13 protein-coding genes and 4 pseudogenes are annotated in these 18,863 nt (G+C 56.7%); 6 read left to right on the top strand and 11 right to left on the bottom strand.

Annotated features, from left to right (window positions below; translation table 11 throughout):
* The first annotated feature begins 17 nt into the window (after window positions 1–17).
* Together QTN24_RS09735 and phaZ are read left to right on the top strand one after the other, a co-directional pair.
* Window positions 18–443: a phasin family protein gene (locus tag QTN24_RS09735; protein WP_313836669.1), complete on the top strand. Its 426-nt coding sequence runs from the start codon at window positions 18–20 to the stop codon at window positions 441–443.
* A 72-nt stretch (window positions 444–515) separates the two neighbouring features.
* Window positions 516–1,349 (top strand): poly(3-hydroxyalkanoate) depolymerase, encoded by an 834-nt coding sequence (phaZ, locus tag QTN24_RS09730; protein ID WP_313836668.1) that lies wholly within the window; start codon window positions 516–518, stop codon window positions 1,347–1,349.
* Window positions 1,350–1,406: 57 nt separating this feature from the next.
* On the opposite strand, the gene QTN24_RS09725 is transcribed toward phaZ, so the two are convergent.
* Window positions 1,407–2,729 (bottom strand): MFS transporter, encoded by a 1,323-nt coding sequence (locus QTN24_RS09725; RefSeq protein WP_313836666.1) that lies wholly within the window; start codon window positions 2,727–2,729, stop codon window positions 1,407–1,409.
* 1,327 nt (window positions 2,730–4,056) lie between these two features.
* Between QTN24_RS09725 and QTN24_RS09720 the strand changes: the two genes are divergently transcribed.
* Window positions 4,057–6,078, top strand: a complete 2,022-nt coding sequence (locus QTN24_RS09720) for a hypothetical protein (RefSeq protein ID WP_124684261.1) — start codon at window positions 4,057–4,059, stop codon at window positions 6,076–6,078.
* 24 nt (window positions 6,079–6,102) lie between these two features.
* Window positions 6,103–7,110: an ATP-binding protein gene (locus QTN24_RS09715; protein ID WP_124684262.1), complete on the top strand. Its 1,008-nt coding sequence runs from the start codon at window positions 6,103–6,105 to the stop codon at window positions 7,108–7,110.
* Between the two features lie 2,238 nt (window positions 7,111–9,348).
* Here QTN24_RS09715 and QTN24_RS09710 read toward each other — a convergent pair.
* Window positions 9,349–11,082, bottom strand: a complete 1,734-nt coding sequence (locus tag QTN24_RS09710) for an SAVED domain-containing protein (RefSeq protein ID WP_224039289.1) — start codon at window positions 11,080–11,082, stop codon at window positions 9,349–9,351.
* Here QTN24_RS09710 and QTN24_RS09705 point away from each other — a divergent pair.
* Window positions 11,030–11,248, top strand: a pseudogene (locus tag QTN24_RS09705) (transposase domain-containing protein); the annotation flags it as partial. The gene QTN24_RS09710 and the pseudogene QTN24_RS09705 overlap by 53 nt on opposite strands.
* A gap of 15 nt (window positions 11,249–11,263) precedes the next feature.
* Here QTN24_RS09705 and QTN24_RS09700 read toward each other — a convergent pair.
* From QTN24_RS09700 to QTN24_RS24920, 4 genes and pseudogenes are all read right to left on the bottom strand, one after another.
* Entirely contained in the window at window positions 11,264–11,692 is a 429-nt protein-coding gene (locus tag QTN24_RS09700) for a hypothetical protein (protein WP_313836665.1), read from the bottom strand.
* Between the two features lie 32 nt (window positions 11,693–11,724).
* Window positions 11,725–12,063, bottom strand: a complete 339-nt coding sequence (locus QTN24_RS09695; RefSeq protein ID WP_313836663.1) for a hypothetical protein — start codon at window positions 12,061–12,063, stop codon at window positions 11,725–11,727.
* Between the two features lie 322 nt (window positions 12,064–12,385).
* Window positions 12,386–12,523 (bottom strand): annotated as a pseudogene (locus tag QTN24_RS24925) (transposase); the annotation flags it as partial.
* A 27-nt stretch (window positions 12,524–12,550) separates the two neighbouring features.
* Complete coding sequence (locus tag QTN24_RS24920) at window positions 12,551–13,696, bottom strand: sterol desaturase/SRPBCC family protein (protein WP_043355372.1); 1,146 nt, start codon at window positions 13,694–13,696, stop codon at window positions 12,551–12,553.
* Window positions 13,697–13,861: 165 nt separating this feature from the next.
* Here QTN24_RS24920 and QTN24_RS09680 point away from each other — a divergent pair, with 165 nt between their 5' ends.
* Window positions 13,862–14,776 carry a LysR family transcriptional regulator gene (locus QTN24_RS09680; protein WP_043355370.1) on the top strand — a complete coding sequence of 305 codons (915 nt, stop codon included), beginning with the start codon at window positions 13,862–13,864 and terminating at the stop codon, window positions 14,774–14,776.
* Between the two features lie 586 nt (window positions 14,777–15,362).
* Here the strand turns inward: QTN24_RS09680 and QTN24_RS09675 are convergent.
* The 5 genes and pseudogenes from QTN24_RS09675 to QTN24_RS09655 all read right to left on the bottom strand — a co-directional run.
* Entirely contained in the window at window positions 15,363–16,385 is a 1,023-nt protein-coding gene (locus QTN24_RS09675) for a LacI family DNA-binding transcriptional regulator (protein WP_043355368.1), read from the bottom strand.
* A gap of 124 nt (window positions 16,386–16,509) precedes the next feature.
* On the bottom strand, window positions 16,510–17,142 hold the full coding sequence (locus QTN24_RS09670; protein WP_231108945.1) for a tripartite tricarboxylate transporter substrate-binding protein: 633 nt from the start codon (window positions 17,140–17,142) through the stop codon (window positions 16,510–16,512).
* A gap of 121 nt (window positions 17,143–17,263) precedes the next feature.
* Window positions 17,264–17,706 (bottom strand): annotated as a pseudogene (locus QTN24_RS09665) (transposase); the annotation flags it as partial.
* A 221-nt stretch (window positions 17,707–17,927) separates the two neighbouring features.
* Window positions 17,928–18,389, bottom strand: coding sequence for a group II intron maturase-specific domain-containing protein (locus QTN24_RS09660; protein WP_224039293.1), 462 nt, complete (start codon window positions 18,387–18,389; stop codon window positions 17,928–17,930).
* A gap of 28 nt (window positions 18,390–18,417) precedes the next feature.
* Window positions 18,418–18,780, bottom strand: a pseudogene (locus QTN24_RS09655) (IS5/IS1182 family transposase); the annotation flags it as partial.
* Window positions 18,781–18,863: the final 83 nt, after the last annotated feature.

The following is an 18,863-nucleotide window of genomic DNA, read 5'->3' as shown; positions in this document are numbered from 1 at the left end:
TCAGAGGAGATTCCACGATGGAAACCAGCAACACCGCCAGCACGTCCGCGCCGCACAAGCGGCTGTTCGACTTCGTCAAGCACAACCGGCTGAACCCGGCCGCCATCCTGGAATCGCGCCGCAAGGACGTGGAGGCGCTGGCCAGCGTGAACCTGACGCTGCTGTCGGGCCTGCAATCGCTGGTCCGGCTGCAGGCCGAGTACCTGTGCGGCACGGCGGCCGACCTGCAATCGCTGGGGTCGTCAAAGCAGGGCGACGACGCCAAGGCTGCGCCCGTGCGCGTGACCGAACTGCTGCCGCTGAGCCTGAACAAGGCCGTGGCCGGGCTGCGCGGCATGAGCGACACCGTGTACAAGGCGCAGGCCGACAGCTTCGCCGTGGTCGGCAAGCGGCTGGCCGAGAACGTCGAGGAAGTGAAGAGCGTGCTGCGTCCGCGGCAGTAAGCGCGCCGGCACGGCCCTGGGCGGCCGTGCCGCATCGCCCGTTGGCCCAGGCAGTATTTCCAGGAGGACTTGATGACAGTTTCGGGTGCCAGCGTCGATGCTGGCCACAGGATGCAAATCCAGACGGTAGACCTCGATGGACAGATGCTGCGCGCAGGCGTTCGGCCCGGCCACGATGCCGGGCCGCCGCTGTTGATCTTCAATGGCATCGGCGCCAACCTTGAGCTGCTGGCGCCGTTTGTCGACGCGCTGGACGGCGTGGAAGTGATCATTTTCGATGTGCCCGGCGCCGGCGGCTCGCCCGCGCCGCTGCTGCCGTACCGGCTGTCCAACCTGTGCGTGATGGCCGACAAGCTGCTGGCCCGCCTGGGCTATGCCGGCCAGGTGGACGTGCTGGGCGTGTCGTGGGGCGGGGCGCTGGCGCAGGAGTTCGCGCGCCTGTATCCCGCGCGCTGCCGCCGGCTGGTGCTGGCGGGGACGTCGGCGGGGGTGCTGATGGTGCCGGGCCGGCTGTCGGTACTCTCGAAGATGATCGGCGCGCGCCGCTACACCGATCCCGACTATCTGCGGCGCGTGGGCGCCGACATCTACGGCGGCGCCTTCCGCACGGATCCATCGTTGCTGGATGAACACGGCCAGCACATGCAGCCGCCGCGCGGCCGTGGCTACGTCTATCAGCTACTGGCGACCTGGGGATGGAGCAGCTTGCTGTGGCTGGGATCGCTGGTGCAGCCCACGCTGGTGCTGCACGGCAGCGACGACCCCATCGTGCCCGTGGTCAACGCCAGAATCCTGGCGTCCCGCATTCGCGATGCGGCGCTGCATGTCTTCGAGGATGGACACCTGTTCCTGCTGACGCGCGCTGCCGAAGCGGCACCGATGGTGCTGCGCTTCCTGCGCGCCTGACCGCTGGCCTTTCCCGCGTGCGGGAGAGGCCAGCTTTTCCCCTTCCTTTTTCCGGTCTCAGCCGGCGTTCCGCTGGCGTTCCATGCGCAGCAGGTCGGCCGCGTAGAACCGGCGCCCGATTACAAAGCACAGCGTCGCGCCCAGCCCAGCCAGCGGCACGATCTGCAGCGCCCCCGCCAGGCCGATGCGATCGGCAATCAGCCCGGTCACGAACGGCCCCGGCGCCAGCCCCAGCAGATTGTTGGCCAGCGTCAGCGTGGCAAAGGCCGTGGCATGGATCGACGGATGGGTCAGGTTGGCCACCACCGCGCTGGCCGGGCCGGCGGTGCCACCGACCAGCAACATCCCGGCGAAAATCAGCGCGAGCTGGGCGGTGCCCATCGGCAGATGAAAGGCGGTGACCAGCAGCACGCAACTGACGCTGCTGTAGGCGATGGCCATCCACCACTTGCGCGACGGCGCGTGACGGGCCACCCAGTCGGTCAGCGCGCCGCACGCCACCATGCCGGCGCCGGCGGCCAGCACAAAGCCGGCCGCGGCCAGCCCGGCGCGGTCGGTCGCCATGCCGTAGCCGCGCGACAGGAAGCTCGGCATCCAGGAGAGCAGGGCGCCCGTCACCAGCAACTGCAGCGCGCTGCCGACATAGGTACAGAGGATGGAAGGCGCCGAGAAGAGGGCGGCGACCAGCGGCCGCAACGCCAGGCGCCGGGGCGCGGCGGCGTCGCCCCTGTCTTCGCCGATATGGCGCCGCTGCACGGCAAGGCGCGGCTCCGTGACGACGACGCGGAACACCAGCACCAGCGCCAGGCCGAAGATCGCCATGGCGGCAAAGGCCCAGCGCCAGCCGAAATGGGCCGACAGCGTACCGCCCAGCGCCATGCCCAGCACCGACCCGAACGGGCCGCCGGCAATAAACGCCGCGCTGAGGCTGGACCGCAGTCGGCGCGGAAACACCGACAGCGCCATCGCAATGCCCACGCTGCCGTAAGCCGCTTCGCCCACGCCCACGCACAGGCGGGCGATAAACATTTCGCCAAAATTGTTGGCGACGGCGCACCCCAGCGTCGCCAGGCTCCACAGGCCGGCCATCAGCGTAAGACTCTTGACGCGGCCCCAGCGATCGGCCAGCAGGGACAGCGGCACGGTCAGCAGGCCGACCATCAGGGCGACGATGCCGCCCAGCGCGCCGAGTTCGGTATCGGTCAGCGCCCATTCCTGCTTCAACAGCGGAAAAACGGCGTTGAGCACCTGCCGCGACATGTAGTCGGAAAGCAGCAGGCCAAAGCCCAGCGCAAAGACGACCCAGGAGTAATACGGAATGCGGGCGGGTCGTGGCGGCACGGCGGCCAAGGGAGACAAAGCGGAGCGTGGTTCGAGCATGCACACCTCAGAGGGAACACTTTGCGCGCCCGGCTGGCACGCCAGGCCGAAAAGGTTCGTTTCCCGGCGCGCGCCAACGCCGGCCGCGACGGCACCCAAGTATCGGGAATCCACGCTCGGCCGTTTGATCCAGCGGGACATGCATTGTTCTTTCGGGGACAGAGTCAGACGACGAGAAAAGTGATGGGGTAAAATCTGATAAGAATTATCTACTTACGTAGACTTTGTCGCTGCATTCAACACATATTTTCGTCTTTTTTGGGGATGAAATATTCTATCGGTTCTACGCCGAAGATGTAATTGTGTGTCTTTTTCGGGAGCGACCGCAGCCGTTGTCATGCTGCCTATGTCTCCGCTGGCGTGTGAGCGCCGCCTACCCGCCCCTACCTCCCTTGAGCTTGCAGGCAAACGGCGAAAGCCTTGGTTCTGCGCTCTTGTCTCAGAGCTCCTAGTAATCGCCTGCAGTTCATGGAGTTCATTCCGCTCCACTCCACACATTGTCCCCGCAACCGAAAGTATTTTTTTGGGGAAAGTCCTTGGGTTTAAATGCGAATTTTGCGATTTTCTGATAATAAAAAATATTAAAATTATGCGCACTATGCAACCAGTTTCATAGGGTTACTGATACCGTTATCTACTCACAAAATTTTCTACCATATATTCTCCAAGACTCGCCGTTGTGACTCATCATGTATCACGCCGCAGACCAGCACAGATTGAGCCCGGCTGAATTTGTTAGAAATCCAAATCGCGGCCACGCGTCGGTCTATTTTTTTGATTCCCCAAAAAATGATCGTCGCTTTGGCATTTTCGGCGTGGTTGCATTTTCGCATTTATTGCTAGCCGAAGGAAATCCTGAAATACTGTCGTATCTTCCATCCAGGCCACCAAAAGAAAAATCTGAAAAAAAATACAAACAAACAGTTGATGTTTTATATCAGTCTGGCAAGACGGAGTGTTGGCACTTCAATCACTCTAGGAACGGGGAACCCACGCGACACAAGAATAGGATAACCAAGACCGAAGGCGAAATCCGAATGGCGCAATGGCTGCCCCATAATTGGATGTTGCTATGTTCCTATCGAACACGCGTTAGAGGAGCTATAGACCCGAATCCCAGGGCCCTCCCAGGATTAATTAGCGCCAGAAGTAGCTTCACGCTCCAGGAGGTTCTCGCACTAGAAGATTGTGATCCCGCACACTTACTTGCTAGTGTGGCGCGCTACTTGGCAAACGGGAAACTTAAAACCGAACTTCGTACTAGCGCATTTCACCGACGTTCCCTTCTAGAACGGGTTGAATAATGGGCGGGGGCGCGCGGAGATCGTTGATTCAACAATATCACGGTGAGCTTGTCGACTGGCCCCATCCCGATATCACCGTTCTTGACGATGCGACTCGTCGAACGTTTCTGAATCGAAAGCTTGCCGTTGAGTTATATGCTGCCGATATTCCCTACGGTGAGATTCAAGAACAGACAAAATTCTCGCCAAACGAAGTGAGGCGCTTGCTCCGACGATGCGTGGCATCAGCAGGGGAGGGGTGTATTGTAGGATTTTATGCGTTGCTTCCGAGTTTTCGCATTAAGCCTTACTTCAGAACGAAACCCATTATTGCGAAGCATCCATTGGCCGATCAACGCTCTAGTGGTTACGCTGGCGCGCTGGCGCAGTTATTCGAAAAGTTTCCTGATGTCAAGAAAGATTTAATACAAAAATTCTTTCTGCAGCCGGATAAACAAAAGAAGTCAAAAAATAGCCGTTCGCCGCAGTTAGGGCCGCAGCCTTATATTGAAATACATGGCGAGTTTCTTTCTGAATTACGGACAAAAGGGGTTGGAGAGAATGAATGGCCCTTCCTGACGGAAGACAAGGGTAGACGATCCCTTTTGCGCTTCCTTCATTCTTTGAAGAATGAAAGATCAGAGCGTGCGGTAAAAGCCAGAATGGGTGCTGAGGCGACTAACAATCTAGGACATGGTATGGGTCCTAATGCTCTCATATCGCCACTTCTCCCGTTTGCAGTCGTAGAGCTTGATTACACAGTTATTGATATTCCCACTCATGTTAGGGTGATTGATCCCAACGGTACAGGGCATTTGATACCTATATCTCGTTGGTATCTAGGGTTGCTGGTCGAGGTAAAAACAAGCGCAATTTTGGGCGCACATATCTCTCTGGAAGTTAACCCGAGCGCCGATTGTGCGTTGCAGACGATGTTGAGCAGTGTGCCTGTCGTGTTAGACGCACGGAATTCTGGTGACGTTCGCATTGAGGTACGTAGCACCAATATGGATTTTGTTGCACGCGGCCCCACCTTGATATGCTCGTTGATACCGCAGTTGGCAGGGCAAGCATTCAGTTTGCTTAGGGTGGATAACGGTTGGTGCAATATTGCAAATGATTTTGTAAATAACGTTATTGATGTATTTGGTTGTGCCATTGAGTTCGGCCCCCCACGTGCCTGGTGGGGAAGGTCGTTAGTCGAAAGGATCATTGGGGTTTCAAAAGAACGCGGAGAGCATCGCCTGAAGGCCACATACGCGTCGGGCCCCGACGATGTTCGCCGGCCCCCCGATGTCGAACAGCTCGGTTTAAATGACGGAATCGACCTTGATTTTGTGGTCGATATGTTGAATGCCGTTGTCCGTGAACATAATACTATCTCAACCGGTGATCGACTTAATGGTGCAACTGTAATTAATGTTCTGCAAAGATTCGTAGATAAGCATGAGCTTCTATGGGTTCCACAGCCTCTACCAAGATCTATCAATTCAAATGATCGACTCCTTATGCACCGACGAAAGGTGGAGGTTAGGGGAGAATGGGGCGTCCATACGCGTAGGCCGTACATTAATACGGCATACTGCCGATATACAAATCCTCGTATCGCTTCTGATTTTTCTATGATAGGAAGAAAAGTGTTTGTCTACATCAATCGTCTCGATGCGAGAGAGGCATGGGCAAGTGACGCGGAAACTGGCGAGAATTTGGGCAAGCTATACGGTGAGGAAAAATGGGAAAACTGGCGATGTGCATTGCGGGTCAGAGAACTGGTAGGCGCAAAAGCAAAGGGACGGCCCCGAGGCCGGAGCCCCGATATTTATGCTAGATCCGGAAAAGTAGATTATGAGTTTGTAACGAGCGAAAATAGCGGCGAAAATATCGGAAAAAAAACTGCGCTTGCGATAGCGAAAGTAGCTCGGGATAGCTTTACTGGTTCGAAATCAGCATCCCTAAAGCCGGCCGAAGAAGATAACCACAATAATAATGTTGGGAGTGATAACGATCTGCTTCCAAATATAAATCCGCGCGGAATATTCAAGCTGGATTCGGGGAATAAGAAATGATTGCGTGCGATCGTGGAGAAAGAAATGGATGAGGGTCATCTTCGAGCATTAATGCTGCAGCACCCGATTATATCCAAGAAGAGCAGAGCGGAATCACCATTATGGACACTCCCGATATCGAATTTTTATGACAACGCCAGAACTTTATTGTTTCTCAGGCAAAGTTTTTTCATAGAAGAGATCGCTGGCGAGGGAAAAACCATCATGATGAATGTCCTTCGTGAGCGGTTACCAAGAGATCTCAGCGAAATTCACGTACTCTCTTATAGAGGCTTAAATAGGGAAATATTTTCTCATGGTGGATTTGTGAGGGATTTGCTTTATACGGTTAATCATGCTGCTCTTGATGGAAATTCATACGAATTAAGTCGGAGATTGATTAATGACATTGTGGCTTCTGCACTGGAGACTAATTGGAAGCTAATTGTGATGCTGGTTGACGAAGCGCAGGCCCTTCGTCCTATAGATTTCGGTTTTATCAAAGATCTGCATAATGAATTAGAAGAGGTGAGGATTGATTTCGTCGTGATTTGTTGTGGCGAGTCTCCAAAAATTCGTGAATTATTCAGAACCTTATCCAGTGAGCAGCAAATAGGCTGCCTGGATCGGTATTTTAGGCATCGGCTGAGACTCAGCGGATATGGATTGGAAGAGCTGCAAGATCTGCTTGAGGTGATCGACGTGAAAAGATGGCCGACGGATTTTGGACCAACATGGACAGAATTTTGTTTTCCACTCGGATATGCCTCTGGCTTTCGCCTAGCTAATCAAGCCAGTTTATTTTGGCAGGCAATGAAGGAGGTACATCTTATAAGAGACGATAAAATATCAGAACCAAGTCAAAATGGAAAATTGCTTTCGAGGCGTATTTTCGATGCTCTTGGGTTTTTAGCGTTTAAGGGTATGGATAAAGATTGCCCAAACTTCGAGTTTCCAAAGGAAGATTGGCAGAGTGCCGCTAAGTTTGCAGCTAAATCGGCCTGGGATGAAAAACCGGATGCCACGGATAGACCAGACTGCTCTCAAGCTTAGGCATGAAAGACGCTCACTGGTGCGGTGGTGGATTAGATTCGATACCAAATGAGTCTTCATTCGGGTATTTTCATCGGTTGTGTTGGCTGAATGCAGTTGGCATGCAAGCCGCAATGAGGTTACTCGATGCTCCGAATTTTCCCACGCGCACGCAGACTTTTTTCGGCAAGCTGAAACGAATCCGCCATGTCATAGAGCGAGTTAACTTCAATAGTACTAGGTTTCCAGAGGAGCGTTCGCTGGTGGCTGGGGAGGTTTCAAATTTGTTGGGCGCCATTTTTACTAGTCGCCTTAGATTTTGTCCCGTTTGTTTGGAGTCCGGATATCACTCGATCTGGTTTCAGTGTAGCAAGTTAGCGCGATGCCCGATTCACAATGTTGATATACATGATCGTTGCATGAAGTGTAGTAGCCTTCTCTCCGATATAGGTATTTTGGAAAACTTCAGAGAGGCGCTTCATTGTCCGGTATGTCACTGTGCATTATCGGGGGCGCCCCTTAGTCCAGGAGTTTTTGTCGAAAGCTACCTCCACGAACATCGAACCCACGTAAAAATATATCGACAAGCATTCTCTACGTTGAATGAGTGGGTAGAGGATGTCTCCGCTCGCGGTGACAGTTGGATCGCCTACTCCAACGTCGAAATATGGGCCGCGGATGCGGAATGTGCCTTTGCGATTGCATGTGCGCTGGCAAAGCCTCCGGAGATATTGGAACGGCCATCATGCAACGGCGTAGCCCTGTTCTGGCAACGACATTTGGCGGGAAATATGTCATTCGTGCCTTTGTTTACTATTAGACGGCGCGAAGACGAGCTTATACGCGTTGTCTATTGCTGCACTTTGCGGCTTCTGCGTTCTTATGCTGCGGGTATTGCGAGCTCCGGGAGGGTTCCGCTGAAGCAATTTGTCGTCTTCAGGAAGGGCGACGGAATACAAGTCAGCACAGGGGATGCACGAGTACAGGCCTACCTGCTGCTACGCTATTTTGTGGAACAACCTGCCAATAGTGTTATCGCGCTTGATTCAGCAGTAGAACAGGTGTCGCCAAGTAGAGATTTGGGATGGTTTCTCTCCAGGGACGAGAACTCGAGAGCATCGACCCGAGCAGGAATTCTATTGGCGTATGCGACAATGCATCGTGCGATTCGAGAAGCAGCGACCTCCGGATTTGTGAAATGGGATCGTCTGATCGAACTGGTACAAGGTGTCGTCATGGCCCATCAATACTCGGAGACTGTCGAGCGGGGAGTCGTAGTATTCCGGATGCCCGTGGGAATGCCTTTGGCTCCGTTTCGGCCTTTGCCGAATCTTCCCCGCATTTCTGCGTAAGAAATCTGAAATCGGGCATCGCACGGTGGTGGTCGGAGTCATGCGCCAACTCGCCAGCAGCGAAAGCACCTTGAAAGCGGGAAAGCCAGCACGCCCCTTATGATCCCGAGAGGGCGTGGTCGGACCTTCAACGGGCCGATATTTGAGGCTGTGTGGCCGAAGGAAGCACAGTTTAGACGTCCGGCCGTTTCTCATGAACTCGCCGGGCTTTGCGTCAGTGCCGCTGCAGCGTTTCGAGCTTCCTTGGCGGGTATCCGCCATCACTTTGTTTTCGTTGGAGGCAGGCTGGAACGAAAACTAGTTCCGGAGGTAGCGAATGTCACCCGATCGGCAGCGATGTCTTGCCTCGAACTGTTATGGATTCTGTGCGGGCCAGCTTCTCCAGGGCATACCGACCAGTAGGCCGAGTGCCCGATCAACTCTCGGCAACTGACCCAACGTTGGACATTGATCGGCGCTTTCAATGGCTGGAACGCCGCCGCACGCTCCAATACGAGTGATTCTAAGAAAGCTGACGGTACATGCGACGTGAGCCACTCCGCGTACGCGCTGGTTGCGCTAGCGTAATTCGTATTGTGCAGAGCCGGTCCAACCCTGTGCATGGGAGCACGTGCGATACAACTTGTTGCCTCGGATTTCATATTGAGGAACTGCGCTCCAGCTGTCTGCATGCGACACGGTACGGTACACCTTATCGCCACGGATCTCATACTGAGGCAGGCCAGTTCAACCGCTAACATGGGACACCGCCCGGTAGACCTTGTTGTCGCGAATCTCGTATTGCGGGAGGCCAGTCCAGCCATCGACGTGGCTCACCGTTCGGTAGCTTTTTGCCATCACTTTCGCCAGATATGTCCCACACCAAAGCCACATCGGCCCAGTCATTCGGCAATGCCTGACGCGCGTGCTAGGTCGGGAGCGTCAGGGAGGCTTGATAGCCGCCGCCAAACGCGCCCTCGAAGTCATACTCATACAAGGTTGTTCGTCCCATACCCGGCTGACGCTGGCCCAGGAAGAACGTAAAGGCGTTGGGCGCCGCAATAAAAATATGCATTGGAGGTTTCACGTCCTTCCGCTCCATATTGATGCGCTGAACCAAGGCTTCGGCGAGTTCGAAAGCGTGCCTGCCGCTTGCGACCGACTGCGCTCCCGATCCGCACGACGGTTTCGCGACTAATAGCTTGCTGACGCCAGGCAAGGCGGTGGCAATATAGCCGCGCACCGCGTCGGGAATATCGTGGGTGAGCGCAACAGCCACGGCCATCTCTCCTGACTCTGACGTCAAGTCTTCCACTTCAAAGTTCCACGTCGGCCAGTCTGGATTGGTGAAAGTGTCCGTCGCGCTCCAGCTTTGCCGGTCGATCGTACGCTGCTCGATTTCCACGTGCCGTCCAGACTTGATGTTGACGACGGACCCAGCGGCAAACGCCAGCGTCAAGTGGGCGTCTAGCGCCAGGAGTAACGGTTGCGGTTCGCGCGCCGCGTCAATGAGAAAGCGCTTGAGCGCGGGGTACAGGTTGCCGGTCCAATCTTGCTGGTCGCGAATGGCCCGATCGTTGAAATACGGTATCAAGTCCAGGACGGTGCTGCATCGTTCCTCTAGTCGGTCGAACGCGTGCTCGAACGACTTGACACCCACTAGTGTCCTTGGAGAGTTCCTTTTCGCAAACAGATTCTCGCGCTGGCAGGCGTCCCGAAAGGTGTCCCGCGTGAACTCGAGGCGACCCTGGGCGAGCCATTGGAAGACGATGTCGTCATACCGGAAGCTACTCTCGTTCAGCGGTATGCGAAGCAGTCCCCGGTTCTCGAAGTGCATGTCCAACAGTTCGCGGAGGTCATCCAGCGATGTGGAGTCGGTGTCGAGCGAAAGCGTGCGGGCCAGTAGACGCAATTCGGCATCGTCGATGCCCAGATGTTCCCGCCACAGTTTCCGGATCCGGCCTGTCGCCGACGCATCGGTCTTCGTGCCAAACAACTGCTCCAGGCGAATGGCTTTGTGACGCTGATGGATAAGGGGTCGGAGCGGGTCGGTCTGCGCGATCCGCCAGTTGGTTAGCAATTTGAATCGGACCCCGATCCCGTCTTTCGCGTGGGCGTGCTGAGCATTTCGGGCCCGCTGAAGAAAGGAAAAACGATTGGCGTTGATCCACTCGGGATCTATGAGGTCGCTATGTCCGAAGTCGCTTACCGAAACGTGCCACTTGCATTGCGTGTACTCCCGCAGGATTGGTTTTCCTTCTGGGTCATTTGGTGCACGGCTGGGGTCATATTCCACCCATACGTCGTCGAAGCCTTTGGGACCGGATTCGAAACCCACGCGAATGACGGGGCTGTTAGGGTCAAGCAGGCAAACGGCCTTGCGCCAGAAAATCCGGGCCTGGAAGTTGTCGCCGTCCCGACGCACAGGCGCTTTAGTTATCGGCAGTCGATAGCTGACGCGCGGCGGGACATGCATCCGCATCGATGCCGTAGCCCAGCAAATGCAGGGCCGCGGCATGGATCGACGCGTGTTCGTTCGATATAGCTCCCGCGAAGCTTCCATAATTGCGAACTTACGATAATTTCGATTATGGAAGGGCTTCCATAATCGAAAGGCATGGCTCTTCGCAGACACCGTGGCCGGCGCCAAGGCAAGCGCCATGATCTATAGCCTGATGCTGACGTGCCGGGCCTGTGACGTCGAGCCATATGCCTATCTGCTCCACGTGCTCACAGAGTTGCCACAGCGAACGCCAGACGCCGACATCAGCGACCTGTTGCCGTTCAGCTTCGCCCCGCCGAAAGCCGCCCCGCCGCATCCTGCCTGAATACGCTCGTCGCACTCAAGGTGTGCCGAAACTGGCGCTTACGATGGGCAAGCCCTTTCGATGCCGGGCGCCATAGTTGACCAACGTAGACGCGTTGCTCCGCAGGTACCCGCAGACCTTATCTAGATTCCACCACAGCGTACTGAATTCATACCCCGCTCTGGTCAGGAGCTGCGCGTCCAATGCCTTGATGCGCTCCAACGCTTTGCGGCCCTTGCCATGCCACGCGAGCCACTTGGCGTGCGTGATTTCGGTCTCTATCGACTCTCGTTCCAGTGAATCGATAACCTTACTGCCGAACACGGAACGCTGCGCCGCTTTGAACTTCATAGCGATGTGGAACCAATCGAGAATCCTGCCGCGTGCGAGCTGACTGCCCCGGATGGTCTTCTCAAATTCACCGGCGTCGTCGCTGATCACGGTAACGCGCTCGTCGGTCGCCACACCGTTTCGAGTGAGAAATTGATCCAGCCGCGCTACTGCCGAGGTAACTTCCCGGTGCACATAGGCATAGAACTTTGGCGGCCTGCCATCACCTTGCCATACACCGTGCGCACCACCGTCGAGCGCTGGTCCTTGTGGCTCAAAGCCGCCCCGCAACTCCTGCAATGAGTCTGGCCCGAAAGCCATCCCGCGACTTGTTTCGAAACCAGCTCGGTCTGAACCTTGGCCAACAGCGAGCGGCCCTCCGCGAGGGTCAGGCCCAGATCCGCAAGACTACCGTCACGGCGCTCGATCACTGCCAAAACGCCCTCACCGGCATGGCCAATATCGCTGCCCTCGTCCGCCAACCTGGCTTCGATGATCAACCGCATGGCTTGCTCCCACCGTTGCGATACCGATCAGCCTAGTTCACATACAACCGGCGCGGTGCCTAAGCGGCACTTTCTTGGTGTCCTCCCCAACCTTTGCACGCTCTCCAACGGATAGCGAGAAGATGTTGTTCGAGCGTGAGAAACGCAAATACAATGCGATGCATAGGCCAGTCTGTTCTGGTTGTCGTGTGGCGCCTGGAAAACATCGCACGATATCAGAGCAGTACTGGCCTTCCTTATGTCCGTTGCGTCTCGCGCTGATTGCGGAGATGTTCAGAAAATCGCCCCAGCCGTTCGCGGGATAAACGGCCCTCCCCAAACCTCAGATTGCGCGGGACGTAACAACCCGCAGCCGCAGAAGCTCGATATTGGCGCGGCCATACATTTGGCGCTTGAGGAGCTTGAGCCTGTTGACATGACCCTCCGTCTGGCCATTGCTCCATTGCAGCCTGACACGCGCGGTGGAGCCTGCATGCCCCCATGCCCTTCATGTCGCCTGTTTGGAAGCACAATCCGTTTCTGCCGCGGGAAGAACACTCTCGGAGACGCTGCGCAGCTTGTGAAGCAAGGCAACAGAGTCGCGCTCAATTCGCTTACGCAAAACCAGCCGATCAGCCATGCGGGCCACCACACTGGAAAACCGATACTCCAGCGTCCGCACGAAGCGCGTGCCAGTGGCTGTGCCGATGCACTCATACGTGACGAACATCTCAAGACCCCGGTTGCCACGGGCCCGGGTTCGCCAGAGCCGATCCGGAAGACTTTCCACGACTTCCCACTGCAACTTGCCTGCACGGCCGCCGACGTACGCAAAGTGGCTCCCAACCGGCAGCGACCCTCCCTGCCCGGTGATCGCTACGTGGTAAGGATGCCACTCGTGCCAACGAAGCGGAGTACTCACGTAGGCCAGTACCTGGCTTGGCGTCCGGGCGATATCAATGGAATGCTGCATCTTGACGGTGGGGACCAGGCTCTCGCTTGCTTCTTCGGGCTCCCAATGAAGGGTTCCATAGATCCAGTCCCACAGTGGAAACACTACGGCGAAGTTCTTGGTCTGCATCAGGTCACGGCGGTGATGCAACTCATGCAACCGCCGCATGTGGCGAATCCACGGCAGGCGACAGATCGGATTCTGCGGCGGGAGGTGCTCGCAGGCATGAAAGATCTCGTAGCTGAGATAGCCGCCCAGTAGCGTGGCGGCAAACAGCGCAGCGACGTTCGCATTGACCAGGCCGATGATCGACCAAGCGAGCAGCGCGCCAATGCTGTAGACAACGATCAGCCATGCCGGGAACAGAATCACCCGCCAGTCCTTGGCGAACTCGTAGCGCATCTGGTCATCTGCGAAAAAACTATGATGGTCGCCCGTGTGGCGCTGGTAGAACGCCTTCGCGAATCGCTTCTTGTTGTGCCCGAGACCCTTATGGGTGCGGTACTCGCCACTGCTGTAGAAAATTAAGGTGGCCGGCACAGTTAGCCACTCCACCGCGCTGACGTGGTCCAACTTGTTCAGCAAGAAGAGGATCAAGGTCACGCCGAAAACAAGAACGAAGCCAGCATGCAGCCAGGGGTTGTAGTAAGGCGAAATGTTCGCCCGGTATTTCTTCCGGAAGGTTTGGGTATCAAAAGACATGATCGGCTCTCAAAGACTGTTGCGCTGTCGGGCTCGCGATACGTGGCCAGTTCCGCCAAGCCCCCGCGGACCTTTCTGACGTCTGGCGCCAGTAGGTCGCTTGGTGTTGTAGTCTATTGGTGCGATCATTTTCATTCCAATGGATATTGATGATGAGAATTATTGATGAATCAGAATTTGCAGCAGATTGATCTCAATCTCCTCTTCGTGTTCGACATGCTGATGCAGGAGCGCAACCTGTCACGCGCGGCCGAGCGACTGCACAAGAGCCAGCCGGCGGTGAGCAATGCGCTCAGTCGTCTGCGCGAGCAACTGGGGCAACCTCTTTTCCGCCGTACCGCTAAGGGACTCGAGCCCACTGCCGGGGCGATGACGCTGCACGTGCCGGTACGGCAAGCCCTGCGCTTGCTGCAGGCAGGGCTTGCCGTTCAAGAGAGTTTTCAGCCGGACACGGAGCGAACCTTCCGACTGTCGATGAATGACTATGGGCAGCTACGGCTGTTACCGAGCCTGATGACCCGGCTGATGGCGCTGGCGCCGCAGGTGAAGCTGCAGGTACTGTCGGACGAAGGTGCCCTGATCCCGCAGCGACTGGCCAGCGGAGATCTGGACTTGGCGATTGATTACCTGTACTTCGACGACGCCGATTTGCTCTACCAACCGATTCACGAAGAGCGCCTCGCAGTTATCGGCCGACCGGGCCACCCTGCATTCAGGGAAGGCCTCGACAAGACGGCGTATCTGGCCGCACAGCACGTCTCGCTCTTGCCGCGAGCCGGCCGCGGCAGTCCGCTCGAGATCGTCCTGGGCTCGGCCAAAGTGCAGCGCCATGTGCAGTTGCAAGTTCCGCACTACCTGACCATTCCAGCCATCGTCGCCAGCACCGATTTGCTGGGTACCGTGCCCTGGCACTTGGCCAGGCATTTCGTGCACAACTATGGCTTGCAGCTCGCGGAGCTTCCTTTCGAAACGCCTGCGGTGCAGGTCAGCTTGATATGGCACCGTCAACAACAACACATGTCTGGTCTGCAATGGCTGAAGGAGCAAATTGCGCAAGTTGCACAGACCGAATCGAGCTGATGTGGCGGGCCTCATTGGGCTGCCTGCGCGATGGATCTTTGAATCCATAGTGGCGCTGCCTGCGCTGTGTCGGGAAATCGGGCGGCGCGTTCGAGCCCTGCAGCCGCACCAATAAAATCAAGGGTTTACAGGGGTTTTCCTGTAAACCCTTGTGCATTTTGCGGTCTATGTAACCGCCATGTAACCCGATTGGATCGCCGCGATCCATCTGGAACCATGTCCTGCCTGCGCCTACAGTTGCTTCGTGCCCCATTTGCTCGTGTGGCACATAGGTCTCGCGCGATAAAATCCTACCCACTGCATCAAAGGGGACCGGGGTCGTGTCACAAGCAACAACGCCACAAGAATGCGTCGCTGCCGCAAGGCAGCTTTATGCCGTTTTGAAAGGGCATCTCGATCGTCCAACTTGCACCAGCAGGATGTGCGGAATTCCCTCGTGAGGCGATGGGCCTCGATGGAAGACCGTTCAACGTCATCGACCGTCAGACCAAGGCTCGCGAAATCATGCGGCTATGGGAAGCCTTGGGACGATCAGGACAGTAATGCATGATGGCAAGGTGTTGCACTTTTGATTTGAGGCCGCCATTTATTGTCGAGGTGGCGCAGTACTTTCGCGAATTACTAGGTCAGGCTCGAACTCGGTCTGGATGTTTTTGGCTCCTCCTTCGATCTGCTCAATCAAGTTGCGCGAAGTAAGCTCGCCAATCAGAACGGGATTCGAGTGCACTGTCGTTAGCGCGGGTGTTACCAGTTCCGCCATCTGCCAGTCGCCGAAGCCTGTGACAGAGATGTCGCTCGGAACCGAAAGTCCCAATGTGCGGCACTCCGCGATCGCCGCCACAGCAATGAAGTCATTGATGCATATCAGGGCGGTCGGCTGTTCCCGATGCAACAGCAAGTCCTTGCGCTGCAGGCAGACGCGCACCGCTTGTCGCACAGCAGATGCATCGTAAGGGGTCGGAAAAATGCGGTTATCGGGTAAGGAAATGTCGTTCTCGCTGAGGACGTCTCGGATCCCCAGAAGCCGTTGAGACGATAGAAACTGAGTTTCGAGAGGACCTGGGAGCACTGCAAACTGCCGGTGTCCTTGTTTGACTAAGTAGGTGGTTAGCCTGCGCATAGCCAAGCGGTTGTCATACCCCACCGTCGGATGCATCCCTTCGCGGTCCACGGCCCACATTAGTACATACGGGATAGCGTGCTTGTGTATCAGCGAGAAGACTTCGGGATGATGTTGTGAACCGATTATTGCGATCCCGTCCACTCTACGCTCCAATAGGGCGCGGGCGCAGCGCAATTCGGTCTCACTGTCGTCCCGATGGCAAGTCAACAGAACGGTATATCCAAGCCGGTCGAGCTGGGCCTCCAAGGTATCTACTGCTTTGGCGTAAAGTTCATTCATCAGTGTCGGCGCAATTATGCCCACCGATCGCGTGCGCCCCTGACGTAGTTCGCGAGCCGCCGAGAAGGGAACGTAGTTGAGGCTTGCAATAGCGTTCTGCACTCGCTCCAGCGTGTCAGGTCGCAGCCTATCCGGCGATGTCAGTGCACGGGAGACTGTTGCCGAGGAAACGCCGGCGAGGAGGGCGACTTGCTTGACATTCACCATATCGGGTCAGATGTTATCTTCAGCCGGAATGACGGCCGTCTGCCATCCATTGTAACGATTGGTAGTCGAAAGCAGTTCCCGTCGTTGGAGGGTTCCCGAAGACGGATCGACATCCCTGGTGAGGCTAGTCGAGCCGGACCTTTGCTGAATCTGCCACTCGCTTCCACTTCGAAACTTCGGCGCGAAGCAACGCATTGAACGCCTCAGGCGTGCCGCCTGCGATCTGCGCTCCTTGAGCCATCAGCTTGTCGCGGACCTCCGGATCCTGAAGGGCTTTGTTGAACTCGCTGTTCATCTTAGCAATGATGGCCTGTGATGTCCCGCTCGGGACCATGAACCCGCCCCAGGAAACGGCTTCGTAGCCGTTTATCCCGAGTGCTTCATCTACCGTGGGCACATCGGGCAGTGACGGTAATCGAGTCTTGCTCGTGACCGCGAGCGCCCTGAGCTTTCCACTCTTGACTTGCGGCATTCCCGCGAGCGAGGTGGGAAGGGCAACATTGATCTGCTGACCGAGCACGTCTGTGAGCGAAGGCGCGTCTCCCTTATAGGGAACGTGGTTCATCTTGACGCCAGCCATGGTACTAAGGAGTTCCCCGGCCAGATGGCTGCCCGAACCATTGCCGGCGCATCCAAAGGTGATCTGCCCTGGCCTAGCCTTTGCCATCGAGACTAGTTGGCGCAGGTCCTTTATTGGCGAATTTGCTGCTGTGACGATAATGAGCGGCACCGTTGTCACTAAGGAATTGCTGATCAATGAGGTTTGCGCTTGATGTTGCACAAGCCAAGGACTTCAGCTTTCGCAATCCGGGAGAGATGGGCCGATTCAAGCCGTCTTTCTCGCGTTTCGCACCTTTCCTGGTCGCGCTTTTGCGCGCTCAGGACGGATTGCTCCCCTCTAAGGACAACAACAGCCTCCTGGCGAACACCAGATTCGCCAAACCAAACAGGCTGAACAACTGCGCCGTGTTCTTGAACAGGCCCTTGTAGCGAACCTTGCGATGACCAAACAGATTCTTGATAACGTGGAACGGATGCTCAACCCGCGACCGAATCTGTGCCTTGACCCGCTCGACGGCGATCAGCAAGTCCTTGACGGCTCCGTCACACATCGCCTTGATCTTGCCGCGCTTGACGGCCACCTGCCACTTCACGGTCTTGCCTTGCATCTCCTCGCGCTTGTCCACGCCCGTGTAGCCCGCGTCGCCAAACGCATGCTCCTCGTGGCCATGCAGCAAGGCATGGGCCTGCGACACGTCCGACTCTTGGCCGCTGTGCCCACCACGCTATGCACCAGCCCAGAGGCCGCATCCACGCCGACGTCGGGTAGCAGCGGCGCATTTCTGCGCCACTGCCCCCTAAGGTAGGGTCGAGAACTGGCGCGCGCACCTTCAGGTGCCGGTGGTGATTCCACCGCTTTCGCGATGGCCCGCAATCCGGCGACCATAGTCACGTTTCCAACTCCCGCCACGTCAAACGCAGCATGCGGTTTTCCCGCACTACGCTTTCCTGTTTGCTTCATGTCAAGGTATATGGGACCTATCATGCCGGGGCCGCTTTCGTCGATGGTCGACGACGAACCCGATAGCCGTTGAACAGCTTCAGTTCGTCATAGAGCCACCGCCTACTCCACGTCTTCCAGCCGAAGCCCCGACGATTCCGGGAGCGCTCCAGATGGCGCCTGACCTTCTTTTCCACCCAGTCCTGGATGAAGCTGAAGCACTCACTGGAGTGTCCGACCGCGAAGTAGTTCACCCAGCCACGTAGCACCGGATTTATCAGTTGCACCACCCGATCCACCGGCTGCGACTGGTATCGCCTGAACACCTCCTTGAGTTTGCGCAGCAACGCCGTGCGTTTCTTCAACTTGGGCGTATAGTGCGCTCGCCACACCTGTCTCTTTATGCTGCGCAATCGACGGAAGTCGAATCCCAGAAAGCCAAAGCTCTCACCGCAGTCCAAATCCACCGTGCGACTCTTCTCTTCATTGACCTCGACCTGCAACTTGGCAAACTCTTCCCGAAGCCGTCGGCTTTCGCGTCAGTTCATGCTCGACGAGCAGGCGGCGAAACTTCAGCAGCGTGGTCGCGTCTGGCACCGCCTCGACTGCCAGGTCGATCCCGGCAAACGCCCGCATCGCCATGCTGTCGTACAGCGCGTCTTCCAGTGCCTCGTCCGACAGCCCGTACCACTGCAGGAGGAAGTAAATGCGCAGCATCCGCTCAAGGCCGATCGGCGGCCGGCCACGTTTGCCCTTGGGGTAGTACGGCTCGACCGCCGCAATCAGGCGCGCCCACGGCACCACGCTCTCCATCTCCGACAGGAAGCGCTGGCGGCGCGTCACACGCTTCTTGCCGTGACTTTCCGCTTCCGCAAAACTGATCTGTCGCTTCATCACAGGACCTGAATCATGGACACGCTCATGACAACGCGCTCACCCAATGCCTCGATGACTCGCGCACTGATTTAATCAGATGG

The sequence above is a fragment of the Cupriavidus sp. SZY C1 genome (genome assembly GCF_032190535.1).
GTDB lineage: Bacteria > Pseudomonadota > Gammaproteobacteria > Burkholderiales > Burkholderiaceae > Cupriavidus > Cupriavidus pauculus_C.
The sequence above is the reverse complement of the archived record's forward strand: the minus strand, read 5'-3'. Positions and strand labels throughout refer to the sequence as shown.